A 17,916-nucleotide genomic window follows, 5' to 3' on the forward strand; every position below is an offset into this window, starting at 1 on the left:
TCTTCGGTGCAATCAAAGCTTGTTGTTGGCGTTAATGGGGTTACTTAGAGCTTGCGAAGTCGGACGGCAGTGCCTGCACATGTCACCATCAACATAGCGCCGCGTGCGCCAACGGTTTCATAATCCAAATCAACACCAACGACCGCATCTGCACCCATCATGCGGGCGCGGTCAGTCATTTCTTCAAGCGCTGCCTTGCGCGATTTTGACAGGGTTTCTTCGTACGCGCCTGAACGTCCACCAATGTAGTCGGTCACAGTGGCCATTAGATCGCGGATGATGTTTGCGCCCAAAATGGTTTCGCCCATTACGATGCCCAAATACTCAGTTACTTCGAAGCCTTCGAGCGTGTCAGTGGTTGTTGTTAGCATGTTGCCCCCAAATGCAGTGTTGTTTGTTGCTACACCAAATAGGTCTAAACCTTCGCCATTCCAAGCCTTGGTCAAAATTTGTTCTGTTAAAAAAGCCGCTTTGCTGCCACAAGATACGCATAATCTATTGAGATTGCTGGGTTGAGCGTTTTATATAGCGCCAGGCAACATGCAAAGGGCAACGATGGAACGGTTTGTTGACGGCACGGTCTATTTGGGGACCAGCACCAAAGGTGAATATCTAAATCTCAAGCTAGCCAACCGGCACGGTTTGATCACAGGAGCCACCGGTACTGGTAAAACTGTTAGCTTGCAGGTGATGGCCGAAGGCTTTTCCCGTGCAGGTGTTCCTGTTTTCTGCGCTGACGTAAAAGGCGACTTGTCGGGTATCGCAGTGACTGGCGAAACCAAAGACTTTTTGGAAAAACGCGCCACCGATATCGGGTTTGGCGACTATGTCTATGAAAGTTTCCCCACCATCTTTTGGGACCTGTTCGGCAAAAAAGGCCACCCGATCCGCGCTACGATTTCAGATATGGGTCCTTTGCTGCTTTCGCGTTTGCTTGACCTATCTGACGTGCAAGAAGGTGTGCTCAACATAGCGTTTGCCCTTGCCGACGATGAAGGGTTGCTGCTGCTAGATTTGAAAGATCTGCGCGCGCTGCTCGTGGAGATCGATGAACGCTCAGACGAGATTTCCAAAACATATGGACGCGTGTCACGGGCGTCGATTGGTGCAATTCAGCGCTCATTGTTGGTGCTTGAGCAACAAGGCGCAGAGAATTTCTTCGGCGAGCGCGCACTCGACATTCGTGATTTGATGCGTACCGACAAAGACGGCCGTGGTTTTGTATCTGTCTTGGCCGCCGACGAGTTAATGCAGTCGCCACGTCTTTATGCAACATTTTTGCTATGGCTGTTGTCTGAACTGTTTGAAGAGTTGCCTGAAGTAGGTAACCCAGACAAGCCACACCTTGTGTTCTTCTTTGATGAAGCGCATTTGCTGTTTGACGACGCGCCGAAGGCCTTGCTGGACAAGGTTGAGCAGGTGGTCAAGTTGGTGCGTTCAAAAGGTGTCGGTGTTTATTTCGTAACGCAAAATCCGCTCGATATTCCTGATCCTGTTTTGGCGCAGTTGGGCAACCGCGTACAGCATGCTTTGCGCGCCTATACGCCGCGGGAGCAAAAAGCGGTGCGCACTGCGGCCGATACATTCCGCCCGAACCCCGAATTTGACACTGAAGAAGTGATTACACAGCTTGGTGTTGGTGAGGCCTTGGTATCCACTTTGGAAAAAAAGGGCGTGCCTTCAATTGTTGGGCGCACCATGATGCGCCCGCCATCTTCGCGATTGGGCCCAATTACTGACAGTGAGCGCAGGGCCATTCTGCGCAGCAGCCCGATGGCTGACCTTTATGACGAAACGATTGATCGCGAATCTGCAGCTGAAGTGTTGGCCGAACGCGCAGAACAGCGTCGTCTCGAAGAAGAACGCCAGCGTGAACGTGAAGAAATGGAACGCGAAGAATATGGTCGCATGAAGCGCTCTCGCTCAGGCTACAATGACGACTATCGCGATGATCGGCCGACCAAGCGTTCGCGGTCAAAGACCCGTCGATCACGTTCTCGTCAAACAACCACAGAAAAAGCCATCAATAGCTTCGCCCGAACCGTGGCCCGCCAATTGGGTAACCAGTTGGTGCGTGGGATTCTTGGCAGCCTCAAACGCGGTCGATAGGATTTGAAATTGCTCAAACGACGTTCAAAAGCCAAGTTGGCCAAGCTACAAACTATCGACACGCCTGCGGGTTTTCTTGCACCAATTGGGCGTGCAAACCAGCAAATCCATGTGGAAGAGGCGCATAGTTGTGGCGAGTTCATCGCCAGTAAAGGATCGAGAATTGTTTGCACTGAGCCCGAAGGCGAAGTTGGAATTGCTTTGCTAACAGGTGCACTGTCAACCGGCGGACAAGTCAAAATCTATGCCGACGCTGAGCATGAAGGTATTGCCCGGCCAGAAGGCGCTGAAATAGTTGAGGTTGGCGCTTCTGCAACTGAAAAAACGCTCACAGATGTTGGGCATTTCTGGGTAATGCCGCCAGCATTTTCCGACCTTGAACGCTATTTGGAAGTTTGGGTGTACTCTGGGTACAAACCGCTCTTGTGTATCTCCCCGCGTGATGAGTTTTTGCTATTGCGCGGGTTTGTGCAGGAGATTGTTTCGGCTGGTGCGCCACGCGCTGCCGAACGGCTGATGTTCGCAAGGACGCCTGAAGAAGGTTGGGAAAAACTTTCGGAGCTACTCGCCTAGCAACAATCTGTTAGACCAGTTCAGGGTGTTGCTCTGGTTGCTTCTGTCCAAACAGTGGAACCACGTTTTCCGGCAAATCGCGATTTTGCGCGATCGTCTCGATATAAGCATCGACACGGGCAGCAAGGCCACTATTTTGCGCCGGAACACGCTTGTACTTTGCCGGTTGTTCTAGTCGTGCAATTGCACGCTCGCGAATATAAGCAGGAGACGTCGGCTTTACGATGACTTCGTCAATTCCAGCAAGGCCAACTTGGCGTTGCATTGCGCGATCGACTTTGCGCGTTAGTGCAATGATTTGCATGTTCTCAGTATGCATTTGTGGGTTTGATTTCACTGATGAAACCAGTTGCGGGCAGCTCATGTCGTCAAGCTGATAGTCGCACAGCAACAGATGAATTGGCGCGATGCGCAAATAGACCTGCAGGGCCTTGTGGGTTTCAAAAACGCGCACGCGTACGTCAGGGGTATCTTTTAGCATCATAGCCAAAATCGAGCCCAACGCCTTATTTTGTGCAACAATTCCAACAACTTTAAGCGTACGCAACACACCACCTCTTTGGTTAATCAAATATTAACACCTGGAGGTGTGTCGAGAGAAGGGAAGAATTCAATTTCCCCAATTTCAAACAAAAAGCCCGCTCAGCAGGGCGCGGAGCGGGCTAAAAGACTAAAGTCTTGAAAGGGATTAGCTTGCTGCGTCAAACAGCTCGGCTACATATTCCCAATTGATCATAGAATCAAAGAACGCTTCGAGATATTTCGGGCGCGCATTGCGGTAGTCAATGTAATAGGAGTGCTCCCAAACATCACAACCGAGCAACGGTGTTTGGCCGTGAATCAATGGGTTTTCACCATTTGGTGTTTTGGTGACTTCAAGCTTGCCATTGTTCAAAACAAGCCATGCCCATCCAGAACCAAATTGTGTCGCGCCTGCATTTAGAAATGCTTCGCGGAATTCTGCAACAGAACCCAAATCTGAGATAATCTTGGCTTCCAATTCACCCGGAATTGCGCCGCCACCATTTGCTTTCATCCACTTCCAAAAATGGATGTGGTTGTAGTGTTGCGCAGCGTTGTTGAACAAGCCAGCATTTTTGCCATGGCTTTCACGCACAACATCTTCAAGTGACTTGCCTTCAAGGCCAGAACCCTCAAGCAACTTGTTGCCGTTGGTTACATAGGCCTGGTGGTGCTTGTCATGGTGAAACTCAAGAGTTTCAGCTGACATATATGGAGCCAAAGCATCATATGCATATGGCAGTTCAGGAAGTTCAAAAGACATAGGTGCCTCCATTTTTTTGCTTTTTCAGCGATTTTGCCGCGTTTCCACAAGAGTTATAAGCCCACAGAAGCGCGACAACAATACTTCAATAAGAAAATACTTTTTAAATCCGCACTATTTTGTAGTTTCCAATGCGAAAACATAGGCCATCGCGACTTCTTTAATTCGCTCAAACCGCCCGGACATACCCGCATGTCCCGCACCCATATGGGTCTTAAGGATCAGTGGGTTATCGTCCGTTTTTGTCACTCTCAGTTTCGCAACCCACTTTGCTGGTTCCCAATAGGTCACGCGCGGATCGGTTAAACCAGCCATAACAAATGTCGCCGGATAGTTTTGTGCGGACACGTTGTCATAAGGCGAATAAGCTGCGATGCGCTCGTAATCCTCTTTTGATTCAATAGGATTTCCCCATTCCGGCCATTCAGGTGGGGTGAGGGGCAGCGTGTCATCCAGCATCGTATTCAACACGTCGACAAATGGCACCAAAGCGATAATCGAACCAAATAGTTCTGGCGCTTTGTTGGCGATGGCGCCCATCAGCATACCACCGGCGGATCCACCCATGGCCGCGATTTTGCCTTTTGCCGTATATCCCTTTTCAATTAGCATATTGGCCGAAGCGATAAAATCATCGAACGTGTTTGTTTTGTGCTTGTGCTTGCCATTGGTGTACCAAGCATAGCCTTTTTCCATGCCACCTCGAACGTGGGCAATTGCATAGACAACGCCACGGTCAACAAGCGACAGATTATTCTCAGAAAATCCTGCAGGCATCGACATCCCGTAAGATCCGTACCCGTACAACAGCAGAGGCGCAGTGCCGTCCAATTCCAGGTCCGCCAAATGCAAGATTGTAACCGGCACTTGCTCGCCGTCTGACGCTGTGGCGAACAGACGTCGTGTGACGTACTTCTTTGGGTCGTGACCAGATGGGATTTCTTGAGTTTTGCGCAGCACACGCTCTTTGGTTTTTAAGTCATAGTCAAAAACCTGAGACGGCGTGGTCGGCGATGAGTAGTAATAGCGGATCTCACTTGAGTCATACTCATAGCCACCTGCCACGGACAGAGTGTACGCCTCTTCGTCAAAGCTAATCGCTTCTTCTTCGCCATTTTCCAGATTGCGCACAATGATACGCGGCAGTCCTTCAAACTGCTCCTTGCGAACCAAAAAGCCATCTTTCAAGAAATAGCCTTGAAGCAAAACCCCTGGCCGGTGCTCAATTAAGTCAGTCCAGTTTTCAGCGCTTGGCGAAGTGAGGGGCGCGGTGACCATTTTAAAGTCGATGGCATTGTCAGCGTTGGTGACAATGTAAAGCGTATCACCATCATCTTCGACACCATATTCGCGACCGGTAACACGCTCGGCAACAAGAACGGGTTCGCTGTCCGCTTTGTCCGCGGGGATGTAGCGAATTTCGCTCGTAATGTGGTCGTTCGCATCAATCAAAATCAGATTGCTGGAGCTGGTTTTGTTCAGGCTAAGGAAGAAGCCGGGGTTCTTTTCTTCATAAACGAGGCGGTCTTTGGAAGCATCGTCACCGAGTTTATGTTGGAAAACTTTGTGTGGACGATGGTTCTCGTCCTGGACAATGTAGAAGAAGCTTTGACTGTCGGCGGCCCAAACGGTGCCGCCCGACGTGTTGATAATCTGATCTTCTAGTTCTTTGCCTGTTTCTAAATCCCGCACAAAAATCGTGAAGTATTCAGAACCCTTACGGTCACAAGACCATGCCAGATATTTGTGGTTTGGAGAATGCGAAGCGCCGCCCGAGCGGAAATAGCCGTCGCCCGCTTCAACGTTCTGATCAAGCAGTACAGTTTCATTTCCGCCGTCGCGATCTGTGCGACAAAGCTGGCTATATTGTTGCCCCTCTAACGTGCGGCTGAAATATGCATATGGCCCGTGTTTAAAGGGAACGGAGGTATCGTCCTCTTTGATGCGGCCACGGATTTCCTTGTAAATCGTGTCTTTGAGCTCTTCATGCGCATCCATGAATTGGTCAAAGTAGGCGTTCTCCGCTTCTAGGTAGTCTCGAATATCTTGTCGCAAAACCGAAGGGTCATGCATGACCTTTTGCCAGTTTTCGTCGCGCAACCAGTGGTAAACATCGTTACGCTTATATCCATGGTTTTCGCTGAAATGTGGCCGAGTTTCTGCAATTGGCGGATTGATGTGACCCATTTGTTTTCCTTCATCAACTGGCGCGATACATTCGAGAACGCTGTTCGCAATGCTTCAGTTTTTACGATATTTCAGATCGCAACGTGTCGACCTGCGCCGTCACATATGGTTCTGATTGGACGATTTTTAAGGATTCGCCGCGAAAAGACACACTAACTATTGTGTGAAAGATGGCAACCATTCGGTTCAGGGATTGATGATGAATACGTCGCCGCACCCAAATGAGATATCGCTTCGCGTTGCGAACAAAGCTGATGAGCGTCAGGTCACAAATATCTGTCTTCAAACCGCAGATAGCGGGAAAGACGCTTCTAGCCTTTATTCAATTCCCGATTTGCCAGCAATAATCTGGGCAACGCCATATCTGCATTTTGATCCCAGTTTTTGCTTTGTGATCGAAAAAGACACCAAATTATTGGGCTACATCGTTTCCGCCCCGAACACTGAAGTATTCAAGCGCTGGCAAAATGACAATTGGTGGCCGTTGGTCGCGCAGCGATTACAGGGCATTGTTCCCAAGACGAAGCATGATCGGCTTGGGTGGGAAGCCATCGCCAATGAAAAACAGGCAGCACCCAAGTTCGCCGAACTCTACCCGGCCCACTTGCACATCAATCTACTTCCAGAAGCACAGGGAACGGGTTTTGGGCGTAAATTGATTGAAGCGGTGTGCGAAAAACTCCAGTCATCGCGCGTTAGCGGAGTTCATCTGGGGGTGTCCAAGCAAAATTCAAATGCTATTGGTTTTTACAAAGCGCTTGGATTCAAAGAAATTGCTGATAACGGCGCCATATTTCTCGGCAAAACGCTGCCGCGCGCATAGCCACTACCTAGTTTGCCGGATTGTACACTGTTTTTACTTGCTAATCCGGTTGCAAGCCTTGTCCGTAGCTGGTTGTACGGGTCAAATACCAACCACGTGTGGGATGATTCGGCAAACTGCGTTGCGTTTGAGCGTTTCGTTCGCGCTAGATGATGAGATCAAGGGGCACAAATGATACCGACACAAGCGCAAAGTTTCTCTATGTTGCTCGTTGCGATTGCACCATTTTTAACTGCATTTGTCGCGCCCTTGGTGAAGCGTTTTGTGCCTCAGCACGCGGGCTGGGTTTTAGCACTTATTCCTGCAAGTATTTTCGCATATATCTTCAGCTTTATTGATTTGATTGCACAGGGCGAAAAGCTACGTTTTGCGCTTCCTTGGATACCAATGCTGGGAATTGAGCTGAGTTTCTACCTTGATGGTTTGAGCCTTGTCTTTGGTCTGCTCATTTCGGGAATTGGCACATTCATCGTCATCTATTCGGGTGGTTACTTAAGTGGACATCAACATTTGGGGCGCTTCTATGCATTCATCCTGATGTTCATGGGCTCAATGCTCGGGTTGGTTTTGGCTGACAATGTCATCACCCTGTTTGTGTTTTGGGAACTCACTTCAATCACTTCGTTCTTGCTGATCGGTTTCGATCATTCACGGCAAGCGTCACGTCGGGCAGCGATTCAAGCGTTGGTCATCACTGGCGGCGGTGGATTGCTGCTTTTGGCAGGTTTGGTCTTAATCGGCTTCTCGATGGGGACTTTGGACATCAGCACAATGCTGCAGTATCCAGGGTTTATGGCAGAGCACAGTGCTTACCTACCGGTATTTATCCTCGTTTTATTTGGTGCGATCACAAAATCTGCGCAAGTGCCGTTCCACTTCTGGTTGCCTAACGCCATGGAAGCGCCAACTCCAGTTTCAGCCTTCCTACACTCTGCAACAATGGTGAAAGCGGGGGTCTATTTGCTCGCGCGCTTTAATCCAATCTTGGGTGGCACAATTGAATGGCAGGTCACGCTACCGATCTTGGGTGGCATTACCCTAATCACCGGAGCTTTGTTGGCCCTGCGCCAAACAGACATGAAGCAAATGCTCGCCTACACCACAATGGCGTCTTTGGGCATGTTGGTGATGCTAATTGGCGCGGGCAGCAAAGAAGCAATTCTCGCGGCTATGCTCTTTTTGGTTGCGCACTCGTTCTACAAGGGCGGCTTGTTTATGGTGGTTGGCGCAATCGACCATGAAACGGGTACACGTGATATCACCGAAGTTTCAGGCATCGCAAAAGAGCTTCCGATAACATTCTTTGGCGCAGCACTTGCCGCATTTTCAATGGCGGGATTGCCAATATCGCTTGGCTTCTTTGCCAAAGAAGAGATTTACTTGATAGCCAAAACATTCGAGTGGCAACATTGGCTAATTGCAATCGTTGCGCTAGTCGGTAACGCACTAATGATGGCGGCGGGCGCAGCCATTGCGATCAAACCATTCTTGGGGCCGCGCATTGCGACACCAAAGTCCCCACATGAAGCGCCACTTTCGATGTTGGCGGGACCTGCAATCTTAGCTGTTCTAGGCATTGCAGCTGGTGTGTTTATTTATCAATTCGGAGATTGGTTCTTCTCGCCTTCTGCGAGCGCTGTCTACAACCACAAAGTCTCCAATCATCTTGGCCTGCACTTTGATCCTATTCCTCTTGGGCTTTCGATTGCCACATGGGCTTTGGGCGGTCTAATCCATTGGAAGCTCGAAACAGTGCGCGACATTTTGCGCCGCATTGCGCGTGTATGGACTTGGGGGCCGGACCAAGGGTTCGATCAATTTATGTTTGGCCTAGTGCGTTTCGCCGACTGGATCACGCGCATCATCCAGCATGGCCGCCTAGAGCTTTATTTGATTTTGGTATTTGTTGCGCTTGCTGGAGCTGTTTACGCGCCAATGGTGCTCACTGGCAGCATTCCACCTATGCCTGACGTATTGCCGCAACTGCGGTTCCAGGAATGGGGCGTGTTGCTGATCGCTGCGCTGGGCTTGTTGGCAGTGGTTTTTGGCCGCACGCGCCTCGTCGCGATTGTATCGCTTGGGGTGCAGGGCTTTGCGGTAGCGCTAATTTTCTTGCTTTTGGGCGCGCCTGATCTTGGGTTCACCCAATTCATGGTTGAAACGCTATCTGTTGTTATCCTTGCGTTGGTGATGACAAAGCTTCACCTTGACCAGCGCGACAATCGTGTCTTTGAGGAAGTCATTCGCGATGGCGGCTTGGCCCTTGTGTGTGGCATTGGCTTGACCATGTTGTTGCTTGCAGTTTTGCAAACCGATCTTGATACGACCTTGACTGAGTTCTTCACCAAGACCAGCGTGCCGATTGCCCATGGCCGTAATATCGTGAACGTCATTCTTGTTGATTATCGTGCAATTGATACGCTTGGCGAAATCTCCGTTGTGATGACCGCAGGCATCGCCATTTTGGCCCTAATCCGCATCCGTGCAGGCGGACCCAAGCGTGGTATCGGTGCCATCAAGAAGGCGGTGAAACGCGCCACAAGCAGCGCTAGAAAGACGAGGAGCGCATCATGAATACAGTGATCTTCCGCACCATCGCCCCATATCTTGCTGCATTGATGATTGTGTTTTCGATCTTCGTTCTGTTGCGCGGCCACAATGAACCCGGCGGCGGGTTTATTGGTGGTCTGATCGCTGCGTCGGCAATTGCGATCTACGGCATTTCTGCAGGCGTTGCTGAAGTGCGTCGCGCGCTGGTTTTCCATCCTATCACTTTCGCAGGGTTTGGGGTGTTTATCGCAGCGCTGAGCGGCTTCATGTCCTTGTTCGTTGAAGTGCCGTTCCTTAAAGGGCTGTGGTTGTTTATCAACCTCAGCGACGGCTCAGAATTGGCGCTATCTACACCAATGCTTTTTGATATTGGCGTGTACTTTGTGGTTCTGGGCGCAATCTCCACAATTGCTTTGGCGCTAGAAGAAGATGAGGACGACAAGTAATGGAAACTGCACTCGCTATTCTCATTGGATTGTTCTTCACCGTTGCAATCTATCTGCTGCTTTCACGTTCTCTTATTCGGATGCTGCTGGGCATCGCGATTTTAGGTAACGCTGTAAACCTATTGATCTTTACCGTTGGACGCGTGACGCGCGAGGTGCCACCAATTGTGCCGGAGGGGGAGTATCAACCCCTTGAAGCAATTGCGAACCCGTTGCCGCAGGCGCTGATTTTGACAGCGATTGTGATCGGTTTTTCGCTTTTCGCGTTTCTTTTGGTGCTAACTTACCGCGCCTATCAAGAACTCAACGCCGACAACACTGACACTATGCGCGTGGCCGAACCGGACGATAGTCCGCGTCCACCGCTGAGCTATTAAGAAGGGGCGCTCGCAAGATGGCTAGTTCCGCAGCGACACCAAAAGATCTTCCGCCAGCCATGCTGGACGTCGCCACGTCTGCAGCAGACTGGGTCATTGTGTGGCCCATCGCTTTGCCCATGGTTGGCGCCGCAATTTTGCTGATGTTGCGCAATCGCACCGAGTGGCAGGCGCCATTTTCATTTGCGATTTTGATCGCCACATTGCTTGCGAATTTCAGCCTTCTGCAGACTGTCTTCGCCAAGGGTCCATTGACGATGACGATGGGCGATTGGCTGCCACCATTTGGTATCAGCTTTACCGCTGACGCCTTAGGCGCGCTGTTTGCGTTGGTTTCCACCGTCGTCATGCTCGTGGTGGTCTTGTTTGTTCAAAGCGAGGTTGAAGCCCGCGAGACCAAATATGGCTACCATCCATTGATGCTGATACTTCTAACCGGGGTGTCGGGTGCGTTCCTTACGGGCGACCTGTTCAACCTGTATGTTTGGTTCGAGGTGATGTTGATTGCTTCCTTTGGATTGATGGTCATTGGCGGACGCAAAATTCAACTCGATGCCGCGATCAAATATGGCTTCATCAACTTCCTCGCGACCACATTCTTCCTTATCGGCATCGCCTATCTTTATGGTCTCGTCGGTACTTTGAATATGGCCGACATCATGGTCAAAGCACCGCTTGTTGAAAATGGCGCAATTGCTTCTGTTGCAGCACTGTTCTTTCTTGCATTTGCAATGAAAGCCGCAGCATTCCCAGTAAACAGCTGGTTGCCTGCATCCTACCACGCGCCTGATCCCGCTGTTTCAGCGCTATTTGCTGGTTTGCTCACAAAAGTTGGCGTCTATGCACTATTGCGCGTTCATTTGATGCTAATCCCACAGTCGCATGGGCAACTCCAAATTCTGATTATGGCCGTTGCAGTTTTCACTTTGGTGCTTGCGCCGCTTGGGGCATTAGCCCAAACAAATGCAAGACGCGCTCTAGGCTTTCTGGTGATGGGTGGCATCGGCGCAATGATGGCTGGCCTGGCATTTGGCTCTTCCCGCGGCATTCTTGGTGCCAGCCTCTATGCTGTGCATTCGATGCTCACCATGACAGCGCTCTATCTCACTGTTGGTCTTGTTGAACGAATGGGCGGCACATCTGATATTCGCCATTTGGGCGGGCTATATCGGGCAAGTTCACCACTTTCAATTCTGTTCCTTGTTTTGGTATTTGCCGCAGCAGGTCTGCCGCCATTCTTAGGCTTCTGGCCTAAGCTTGTGCTTGTGCAATCTGGTATAGAATTGACACTTGCGGAAAACAGCCTAGCGGTTCACCAGTGGTGGGTGGTTGGCGCGTTGCTCCTTAACTCGATCCTGACGTCTATTGCAGGTTCGCGACTTTGGGCGCATATTTTCTGGCGCAATGGCCGCGAGGGCCGTCAGTCGGAAATGCCAAACGATCGAATAAAGATGTTGGATCGGCGAGGCACACGTTGGGGCCTATGGCCAACCGCAGCACTGGTTGCATTGATTGTAGCAATTGGACTTTGGCCCTCAATGTATATCCGTGCCGGTATCGAGTCGGCAAACGATGTAACTCGTAGTTCCGGTGATTACGTCACCTCAGTATTTGGGGAGAGAACTCAATGACGTTTCTAGCCATCGCAGTTTTGTTAGCCGTCACCTGGGCTGCAATCACGGGGACATTCAGTCTCGGTAATTTATTGCTTGGCGGCGCAATTGGTGTTGCTGCGCTTTGGGTCATCCGGCTCCAAATCACTCGCCCTAAATTCTTGTCCAAAGTGCCAAAGATCATTGGCTTGGCGTTGCTGTTTCTCTACGAACTGGTGCTCAGCTCGATCAAAGTTATGGCCCTAGTCCTATCGCCAAACATGAAGAAGTCGCTTGAACCTGCCATAATTGCGTTCCCGCTGCGGGTGAAGTCAGATATGGAGATCACGCTATTAGCAAACCTTATCACGCTTACGCCTGGCACGCTTAGCGTTGATGTGGCGGAGGACCGATCTGTCCTTTATGTGCATGCTATTTCTGCGCCAGACAAACGCGGGTTGATCAAAGACATCTCTACCGGCTTTGAAGCGAAGATAATGGAGGTATTCGAATAATGTCAGGCTTGGCTTTTCTCGAATATGCAGTCGCTATTTCGTTTGTTGTGCTCACGCTAGCGATGCTGCTGGTGATCATACGCATTGTGCGTGGTCCCACACTTCCAGATCGCGTCTTGGCGCTAGATATGCTTGTATCGGTAGGTATTGGCTTCATCGCCGTGATTGCCATCAAAACAGGCTATATGCTTTACCTTGATATCGCCATTTCACTTGGCCTAGTGGGCTTTTTGGCAACCGTTGCTTTTGCGCGCTACATCTTACAGCGTTGGGAAATTCGCGCCAACCAATCAGAATCGGAAGGAAACTAAACGATGACTGATATTTTGGCCTATCTTGCTGGTGCATTATTGATTGTTGGGGCTTTCTTCAGCCTTGCGGCGGCAATTGGCATATTGCGTTTGCCGGACCTATACACGCGGATGCATGCCGCTTCCAAAGCGGGTACACTTGGCTCCGGCTTGGCTTTCGTTGCCATTGCAGTATTTGCGCTGGATGGCTCTGTTGCGCTTCGCGCGCTCGCCGGCTTTGTTTTCTTCTTGCTCACAGCTCCTATTTCAGCACATCTATTGGCGAAAGCAGCTTATGCTGCAGGTTACCGGCCAACAGAAATGATGAAGGTAAATGACTTAGAAAAAGACAAGTAGAACGAACAATTCAATCAATCTGATATTTGATTCTATTTGGTCCTATTTACACCTTGATTGTTGACTATATTCGTTTTAGTACCGCACGTAATAAGTGCGGAACACTTATTTGTATTGGAATTTCGAACGAACGGTGTTGAAACGTGGAACAAACAGCAGACAAGCAAACTCAAAATAGTAGCGAAGTAATTGAGCTTTGCACTGATATCGTTAGTGCCTATGTTAGCAATAACGCGATCAGCCAAGCGGATTTGCCAAAGCTTATTGTTGATGTTCACAACACATTGCATTCCTTGACGCAGCAAGAGGCTCAGCCAGCCCAAGAAGCACGTAAACCTGCCGTGTCCGTCAAAAAGTCAATTACACCTGATTACATTATCTGCCTTGAAGATGGTAAGAAGTTTAAGTCGTTAAAGCGCCACCTTCGCACCCACTATGACCTGTCTCCAGAAGAATATAGGGAAAAGTGGAACTTGCCAGCCGACTACCCAATGGTTGCGCCAAACTACGCGGCTGCGCGTTCGCGTCTTGCTCGCGAAATGGGTTTGGGCCGCAAGCCCGGGAAGTAAGTTCTCCGGATAGGAAGAAAATCCACAAGGGGCCGCTAGCGGCCCTTTTTTTATTTCTACTTCAAGTTGAAGATTGAATCTGTCTAGCGAAAAAAATGCATATTTTATAAAAATTTAATAAAAATATTGGGGGCAGAGTTATCCCCGCCTCATGACAAACGCGGTATAGGAATATATACCTATTATGAAAGCGTTTATCACAATGCATACTTTAAAATCAAAATCGCAAGAAATTAGATCTATTCGGTCCAGCATTTTCCGGACGCGACTAACTACTAAAAACAGGGAGGAACTAACACTTGCTGTCAATTTGGTAGCTGCTATTCAAGGCGTCAGTCCGGATGAGATCCTTAATCATTCAAGCAGGCAAGCACATATTGCCTTAGCGCGTCAGCTGGCCATGTATATGACGCACGTTGCATTGGGCAATACATTGACAAAAACGGGCCAATTGTTTCGGCGCGATCGCACAACGGTGTCCCACGCCTGTGCTCGGATCGAAGATATGCGCGATGATCCCGAATTCGACCACGCGTTAACGGCGCTCGAATATGTTCTGAATTTCGCAGCAGATAATCATTGCTACAACAACAAGCAGGCCGCGCAATGAAACATTTGCGACGCCAATATAGATTTGTGAAGACGGTCCACTCCAAACCTGAGCTGTCTCAAGTTGAAGGGAAGTGGGTAGTCCTTGATGGGGCAAATCGCTGCTCTTTGCCAAATGAAGTCGTAAACGCACTCATTTCTCAAGGTGTCTTGACCAAAGGTGGAAATGGCTTGCTCACAACGCCAGAAGCGCGGTCATGGTTGAAAAGACAGCACCTTAGGCTTTTGCAGGAAGACAATCACCTCCCGCAACCAACTGGTCCTGTGGTAGGCGCCAATGACACGATTGCCCGATTGTCGCGGGCGAACAAGGGTGAGGCGGAAGCATTCTTGTTACCGCATCATGTCTTGGTTGCAAATCGGGTCTCTACCTTGATTGAAAGAAGTCGGTTGCGGCCCAATATTACACAAAACCTTTCGGTTTTGAGGCAACCAAAAGGCACAACACCTGCTGGAATTGCTGATTTATCCGATATGTCATTGGATTGTCGGAAGAAGCTTGCCGAGCTTATAAGTCACTTGCCCAAAGACTGTGCCGCGGTCGTTGTCGACATTTGTGGCTTCGACAAGGGCCTTCAACAAATTGAATTTGAGCGTCAATGGCCCCGCCGCAGTGCGAAATTGGTTCTGCGCATGGGGCTAGATCACGCTGCCGAGTTCTGGAACATCAACGCTTACGCAAAAGGGGGGCAACGACAACGATTTTGATGTCGCCACAGGTTTTGTGCCGCGCTTATTTATCAGAGACGCGCGCGGGCTTCCGCATAAACCCGATCAATCATAGACCGCAAGCCATTTGCCCTTTGCGACGTCAAATGCTCATTTAGCCCCAAACCTTCGAGAATAGTTTGTGCCGGTGTATCAATTACTTCTTGTGGCGATTTGTTGGAAAACAAAGAAACAACAATAGCCACGAGACCTTTGACGATCATTGCGTCACTATCGCCCCGAAACACCAGTTGATTGTTTTCTTTTTCATCAACGACGAGCCAAACCTGAGAAACGCAGCCTTCGACTTTAGCGAGTTTGGTCTTTTCCGCATCCTCAAGCGCAGGCAAGTCACCACCAAGGTCAATTACGAACTTGTAGCGGTCTTCCCAATCGTCAAGAAATTCCAGGCTCTCTTTAATCTCATCAAAATTCATTACCGTCTCCAGAGCAATTCCGCCTCCTTCTAGACCATGCAAAGGAAATTCTCCACGCAAAAAAAAGAGCCGCAACACCGGGGAGATGTTGTCGGCTCAGGTGCAAGACCGCATTTGGAGTAGCATCGGGGAAGTGATGCGGTCTCTTGTGGTTCAGTTAAACCTTGTTGGGCGTGGCGGCGGGGTAGGGGCAATGCTGCCCATCCGCACCGGTTCACTCAAAGGCTTGTTCGTATGCGTGGTAACAACGGATGTAATAAGTGCCGCAGTCTTTATTTGCTGGCATGTTGTGTCGGTACACTCTAGATCAAGAGCTTGTTCGACAGCCAACTTGGTGCCATTTGCCAGCGCTTGATTTGCGAGGGTTGCAGCGTCATCTGGCGCAAACGCAAACGGTTTGACGACCATAAAGCCCAATCCCAGCCAAAAAACACAACGGATTAAAAACACAATTTGTTACCACAATTTTTTCGTTGGTTTGACCGTAGCTACAATTTGTGAAATCGACGTGCGAAAATTCGATAAAATTTTATCTATCCGCATTTTTGCGTTGAAAAGCATTTGTTTACCACAGCTGTAGAAACCATTCTCAAAAACCACTCCGGGACGGCCCATTTAAGGCTGTCTTAGTTTCTTGCGTGAGAAGTTGGCATCCAACATGTAAACCGCAACGAGTGATGTTTTGTAATGCGTAATCCCTTGGCGGCTCTTTTTAGTCACGCCGACAAACAAAGTATGAGGATCTCGGGAGACAACCCGGGCCAAATTCGCGCGCGTTCATTTCAGGTGAATGCCCAAGCTAGCATTGTTGTTGCAGCTGTTGGGATCGCCATTTGCGCTTTCCAATTCTATTTGGGCTCAATCGTTGTTGGCTCTTTATTCCTTTCACTGGCCATTTGGTTTGGGGTAATAGGATTTGCCTCAACACTATTGCCAATCGAATCGCGTGTGCATTTGCAGGTGCTCGGGCTTTGCTTGGTCGGCGTCGCCTGCGCGTTGCTTGACCCTAGTTCAACGATCGCGGGGGTAGCGATTGTTATCTTGGCCGCAATCTCAGCGCACTTCTTCGGCCGCCGCTCAGCCCTCTTTGGTGCTGGATTGTTCGGCAGCCTCTCGTTGGGAATCCAATTCCTAGTTTACTCATCCGCCATCGAAATTGACTTGGGTCTAAATGGCTATGTGAATTCGGCATTGGCGACCATTGCCTTTGTGATGGGCTTTGCGCTGTTTGCTGTAACGCTAGTTGAATCAAAGCGTGCATTTGCTGAAAGCGACCAGGCACAGGCGCGTGCATTCCGCAATCTGGTTGAAAGCGTGCGTGACGCAGTTGCGCGTTACAATGCTGATGGCAAACTCATTTATCTATCGCATACTTCCGAAAATCTCTTCGGCTGCAAGCGATATGAGCTTTCTGGCACCGGGTTGATGGAACGTGTGCATGTTTTGGATCGCCCTAAGTACCTCAAGACAATCGCTGATGTGAGTCATAAAGGTGTCTCAAAATCGATTGACGTGCGTATACGTTGCGAACGACCTGATCGCTCAGAGTTTGTCTGGGTGGAAGTCGCATTCTCAGCGGTTCACGATCGGCAAAATGATGAAGGTCGTGCAGAAGTTATTGCGATCATGCGCAATATTTCTTCGCGCAAGGAACAAGAAGTTGATCTTGAGGCAGCCAAAAAGCTTGCAGAGTCAGCGAGCGAGGCAAAGTCGCGCTTCCTAGCAACCATTGGCCATGAATTGCGCACACCGCTTAATGCTGTGGTGGGATTCTCAGACATGATGATCAGCAATATTGGTGGCGAGCTTTCGCCTGATCACCTCGAATATGCACAACTGATCCGTCAGTCTGGTACACATTTGCTCGATACGGTTTCAATGCTACTTGATATGTCCAAGCTTGAGGCTGGCAAGTTTGAGATCAGTACAGAGTTGTTTGCGCCCCAGGATTTGGTTGAGCCGTGCTTCGCAATTGTGAAGAACGCGGCTGACGCAAAAAATGTTCAGCTGGTTGCAGATGTTGCAAAGAACTTGCCAATGCTGCGCGCTGATGAGCGAGCCTGCCGCCAAGTGTTGATCAACCTTTTGTCAAATGCTGTGAAATTCAGCCCGGAAAACTCAAAGGTTGAACTTCAAATCCGAATGAGCGGAACAACGATCTCAATGCGCGTCAAAGACTACGGAGTAGGCATCTCGCAAGAAGACATTGCACGACTTGGAGAGCCGTTCTTCCAAGCGCAAAATGGACTAAATCGTCAATATGAGGGCACTGGGTTGGGGCTTTCAATTGTGCGAGGTTTGACCGAGCTGCATGACGGCGAAGTGGCGATAAAATCAAAATTAGGTGAAGGCGCTCAATTTGCCATCAACTTGCCTATTGACGGACCAACGAGCCCCGAACAGGCGGCAGTGTTGGAAAACCTGAGCGATAGACGATTTGTTGAAGAAGAGCGCAAGCAGCAAAAGCTGCACACGAAGACGGGATAGAT

20 protein-coding genes are annotated in these 17,916 nt (G+C 49.7%); 14 read left to right on the forward strand and 6 right to left on the reverse strand.

What is annotated here, in order from left to right; all coding sequences use genetic code 11:
* Window positions 1-44 precede the first annotated feature (44 nt).
* A complete protein-coding gene (locus tag QQL65_RS10755) occupies window positions 45-371 on the reverse strand; it encodes a heavy metal-binding domain-containing protein (protein WP_284364382.1) in 327 nt (108 codons plus the stop codon).
* 184 nt (window positions 372-555) lie between these two features.
* Between QQL65_RS10755 and QQL65_RS10760 the strand changes: the two genes are divergently transcribed.
* The gene (locus QQL65_RS10760) at window positions 556-2,109 is read left to right on the forward strand and encodes a helicase HerA-like domain-containing protein (RefSeq protein WP_284364384.1); all 1,554 of its coding nucleotides are present in this window, start codon (window positions 556-558) and stop codon (window positions 2,107-2,109) included.
* Window positions 2,110-2,118: 9 nt separating this feature from the next.
* Window positions 2,119-2,682, forward strand: a complete 564-nt coding sequence (locus tag QQL65_RS10765; RefSeq protein WP_284364386.1) for a hypothetical protein — start codon at window positions 2,119-2,121, stop codon at window positions 2,680-2,682.
* Between the two features lie 10 nt (window positions 2,683-2,692).
* Here the strand turns inward: QQL65_RS10765 and QQL65_RS10770 are convergent, their stop codons facing one another.
* From QQL65_RS10770 to QQL65_RS10780, 3 genes are all read right to left on the reverse strand, one after another.
* The gene (locus QQL65_RS10770) at window positions 2,693-3,253 is read right to left on the reverse strand and encodes a response regulator (protein WP_284364388.1); all 561 of its coding nucleotides are present in this window, start codon (window positions 3,251-3,253) and stop codon (window positions 2,693-2,695) included.
* A gap of 117 nt (window positions 3,254-3,370) precedes the next feature.
* A complete protein-coding gene (locus tag QQL65_RS10775) occupies window positions 3,371-3,967 on the reverse strand; it encodes a superoxide dismutase (RefSeq protein ID WP_284364390.1) in 597 nt (198 codons plus the stop codon).
* 114 nt (window positions 3,968-4,081) lie between these two features.
* Window positions 4,082-6,154, reverse strand: coding sequence for a S9 family peptidase (locus tag QQL65_RS10780; protein WP_284364392.1), 2,073 nt, complete (start codon window positions 6,152-6,154; stop codon window positions 4,082-4,084).
* A gap of 196 nt (window positions 6,155-6,350) precedes the next feature.
* On the opposite strand from QQL65_RS10780, the gene QQL65_RS10785 reads away from it, so the two are divergent.
* The 11 genes from QQL65_RS10785 to QQL65_RS10835 all read left to right on the forward strand — a co-directional run bounded on the left by QQL65_RS10785 (window position 6,351) and on the right by QQL65_RS10835 (window position 14,990).
* Window positions 6,351-6,977 carry a GNAT family N-acetyltransferase gene (locus QQL65_RS10785; protein WP_284364393.1) on the forward strand — a complete coding sequence of 209 codons (627 nt, stop codon included), beginning with the start codon at window positions 6,351-6,353 and terminating at the stop codon, window positions 6,975-6,977.
* A gap of 171 nt (window positions 6,978-7,148) precedes the next feature.
* Window positions 7,149-9,551, forward strand: a complete 2,403-nt coding sequence (locus tag QQL65_RS10790; protein WP_284364395.1) for a putative monovalent cation/H+ antiporter subunit A — start codon at window positions 7,149-7,151, stop codon at window positions 9,549-9,551.
* On the forward strand, window positions 9,548-9,973 hold the full coding sequence (locus tag QQL65_RS10795; protein WP_284364397.1) for a Na(+)/H(+) antiporter subunit B: 426 nt from the start codon (window positions 9,548-9,550) through the stop codon (window positions 9,971-9,973). Before QQL65_RS10790 ends, QQL65_RS10795 begins: the two co-directional genes overlap by 4 nt.
* On the forward strand, window positions 9,973-10,350 hold the full coding sequence (locus QQL65_RS10800; RefSeq protein ID WP_284364400.1) for a Na+/H+ antiporter subunit C: 378 nt from the start codon (window positions 9,973-9,975) through the stop codon (window positions 10,348-10,350). The genes QQL65_RS10795 and QQL65_RS10800 overlap by 1 nt, the downstream gene beginning before the upstream one ends.
* A gap of 17 nt (window positions 10,351-10,367) precedes the next feature.
* On the forward strand, window positions 10,368-11,981 hold the full coding sequence (locus tag QQL65_RS10805; RefSeq protein ID WP_284364403.1) for a proton-conducting transporter transmembrane domain-containing protein: 1,614 nt from the start codon (window positions 10,368-10,370) through the stop codon (window positions 11,979-11,981).
* Window positions 11,978-12,457: a Na+/H+ antiporter subunit E gene (locus tag QQL65_RS10810; protein WP_284364405.1), complete on the forward strand. Its 480-nt coding sequence runs from the start codon at window positions 11,978-11,980 to the stop codon at window positions 12,455-12,457. The genes QQL65_RS10805 and QQL65_RS10810 overlap by 4 nt, the downstream gene beginning before the upstream one ends.
* Window positions 12,457-12,768, forward strand: a complete 312-nt coding sequence (locus QQL65_RS10815; RefSeq protein WP_348529148.1) for a cation:proton antiporter — start codon at window positions 12,457-12,459, stop codon at window positions 12,766-12,768. Before QQL65_RS10810 ends, QQL65_RS10815 begins: the two co-directional genes overlap by 1 nt.
* A gap of 3 nt (window positions 12,769-12,771) precedes the next feature.
* Window positions 12,772-13,104 (forward strand): monovalent cation/H(+) antiporter subunit G, encoded by a 333-nt coding sequence (gene mnhG / locus QQL65_RS10820; protein WP_284364406.1) that lies wholly within the window; start codon window positions 12,772-12,774, stop codon window positions 13,102-13,104.
* A 143-nt stretch (window positions 13,105-13,247) separates the two neighbouring features.
* A complete protein-coding gene (locus tag QQL65_RS10825; RefSeq protein ID WP_284364407.1) occupies window positions 13,248-13,673 on the forward strand; it encodes a Ros/MucR family transcriptional regulator in 426 nt (141 codons plus the stop codon).
* A gap of 202 nt (window positions 13,674-13,875) precedes the next feature.
* A complete protein-coding gene (locus tag QQL65_RS10830) occupies window positions 13,876-14,283 on the forward strand; it encodes a helix-turn-helix domain-containing protein (protein WP_284364411.1) in 408 nt (135 codons plus the stop codon).
* On the forward strand, window positions 14,280-14,990 hold the full coding sequence (locus tag QQL65_RS10835; RefSeq protein ID WP_284364413.1) for a DUF6456 domain-containing protein: 711 nt from the start codon (window positions 14,280-14,282) through the stop codon (window positions 14,988-14,990). Before QQL65_RS10830 ends, QQL65_RS10835 begins: the two co-directional genes overlap by 4 nt.
* A 32-nt stretch (window positions 14,991-15,022) precedes the next feature.
* On the opposite strand, the gene QQL65_RS10840 is transcribed toward QQL65_RS10835, so the two are convergent.
* Entirely contained in the window at window positions 15,023-15,427 is a 405-nt protein-coding gene (locus QQL65_RS10840; RefSeq protein WP_284364415.1) for a SufE family protein, read from the reverse strand.
* A 153-nt stretch (window positions 15,428-15,580) separates the two neighbouring features.
* Window positions 15,581-15,835 (reverse strand): hypothetical protein, encoded by a 255-nt coding sequence (locus QQL65_RS10845; RefSeq protein ID WP_284364417.1) that lies wholly within the window; start codon window positions 15,833-15,835, stop codon window positions 15,581-15,583.
* Between the two features lie 327 nt (window positions 15,836-16,162).
* Here QQL65_RS10845 and QQL65_RS10850 point away from each other — a divergent pair, with 327 nt between their 5' ends.
* Window positions 16,163-17,914, forward strand: a complete 1,752-nt coding sequence (locus tag QQL65_RS10850) for an ATP-binding protein (protein ID WP_284364418.1) — start codon at window positions 16,163-16,165, stop codon at window positions 17,912-17,914.
* Window positions 17,915-17,916: the final 2 nt, after the last annotated feature.

The sequence above is a fragment of the Maritalea porphyrae genome (genome assembly GCF_030159895.1).
In the GTDB taxonomy this organism is placed as follows: Bacteria; Pseudomonadota; Alphaproteobacteria; order Rhizobiales; family Devosiaceae; genus Maritalea; species Maritalea porphyrae.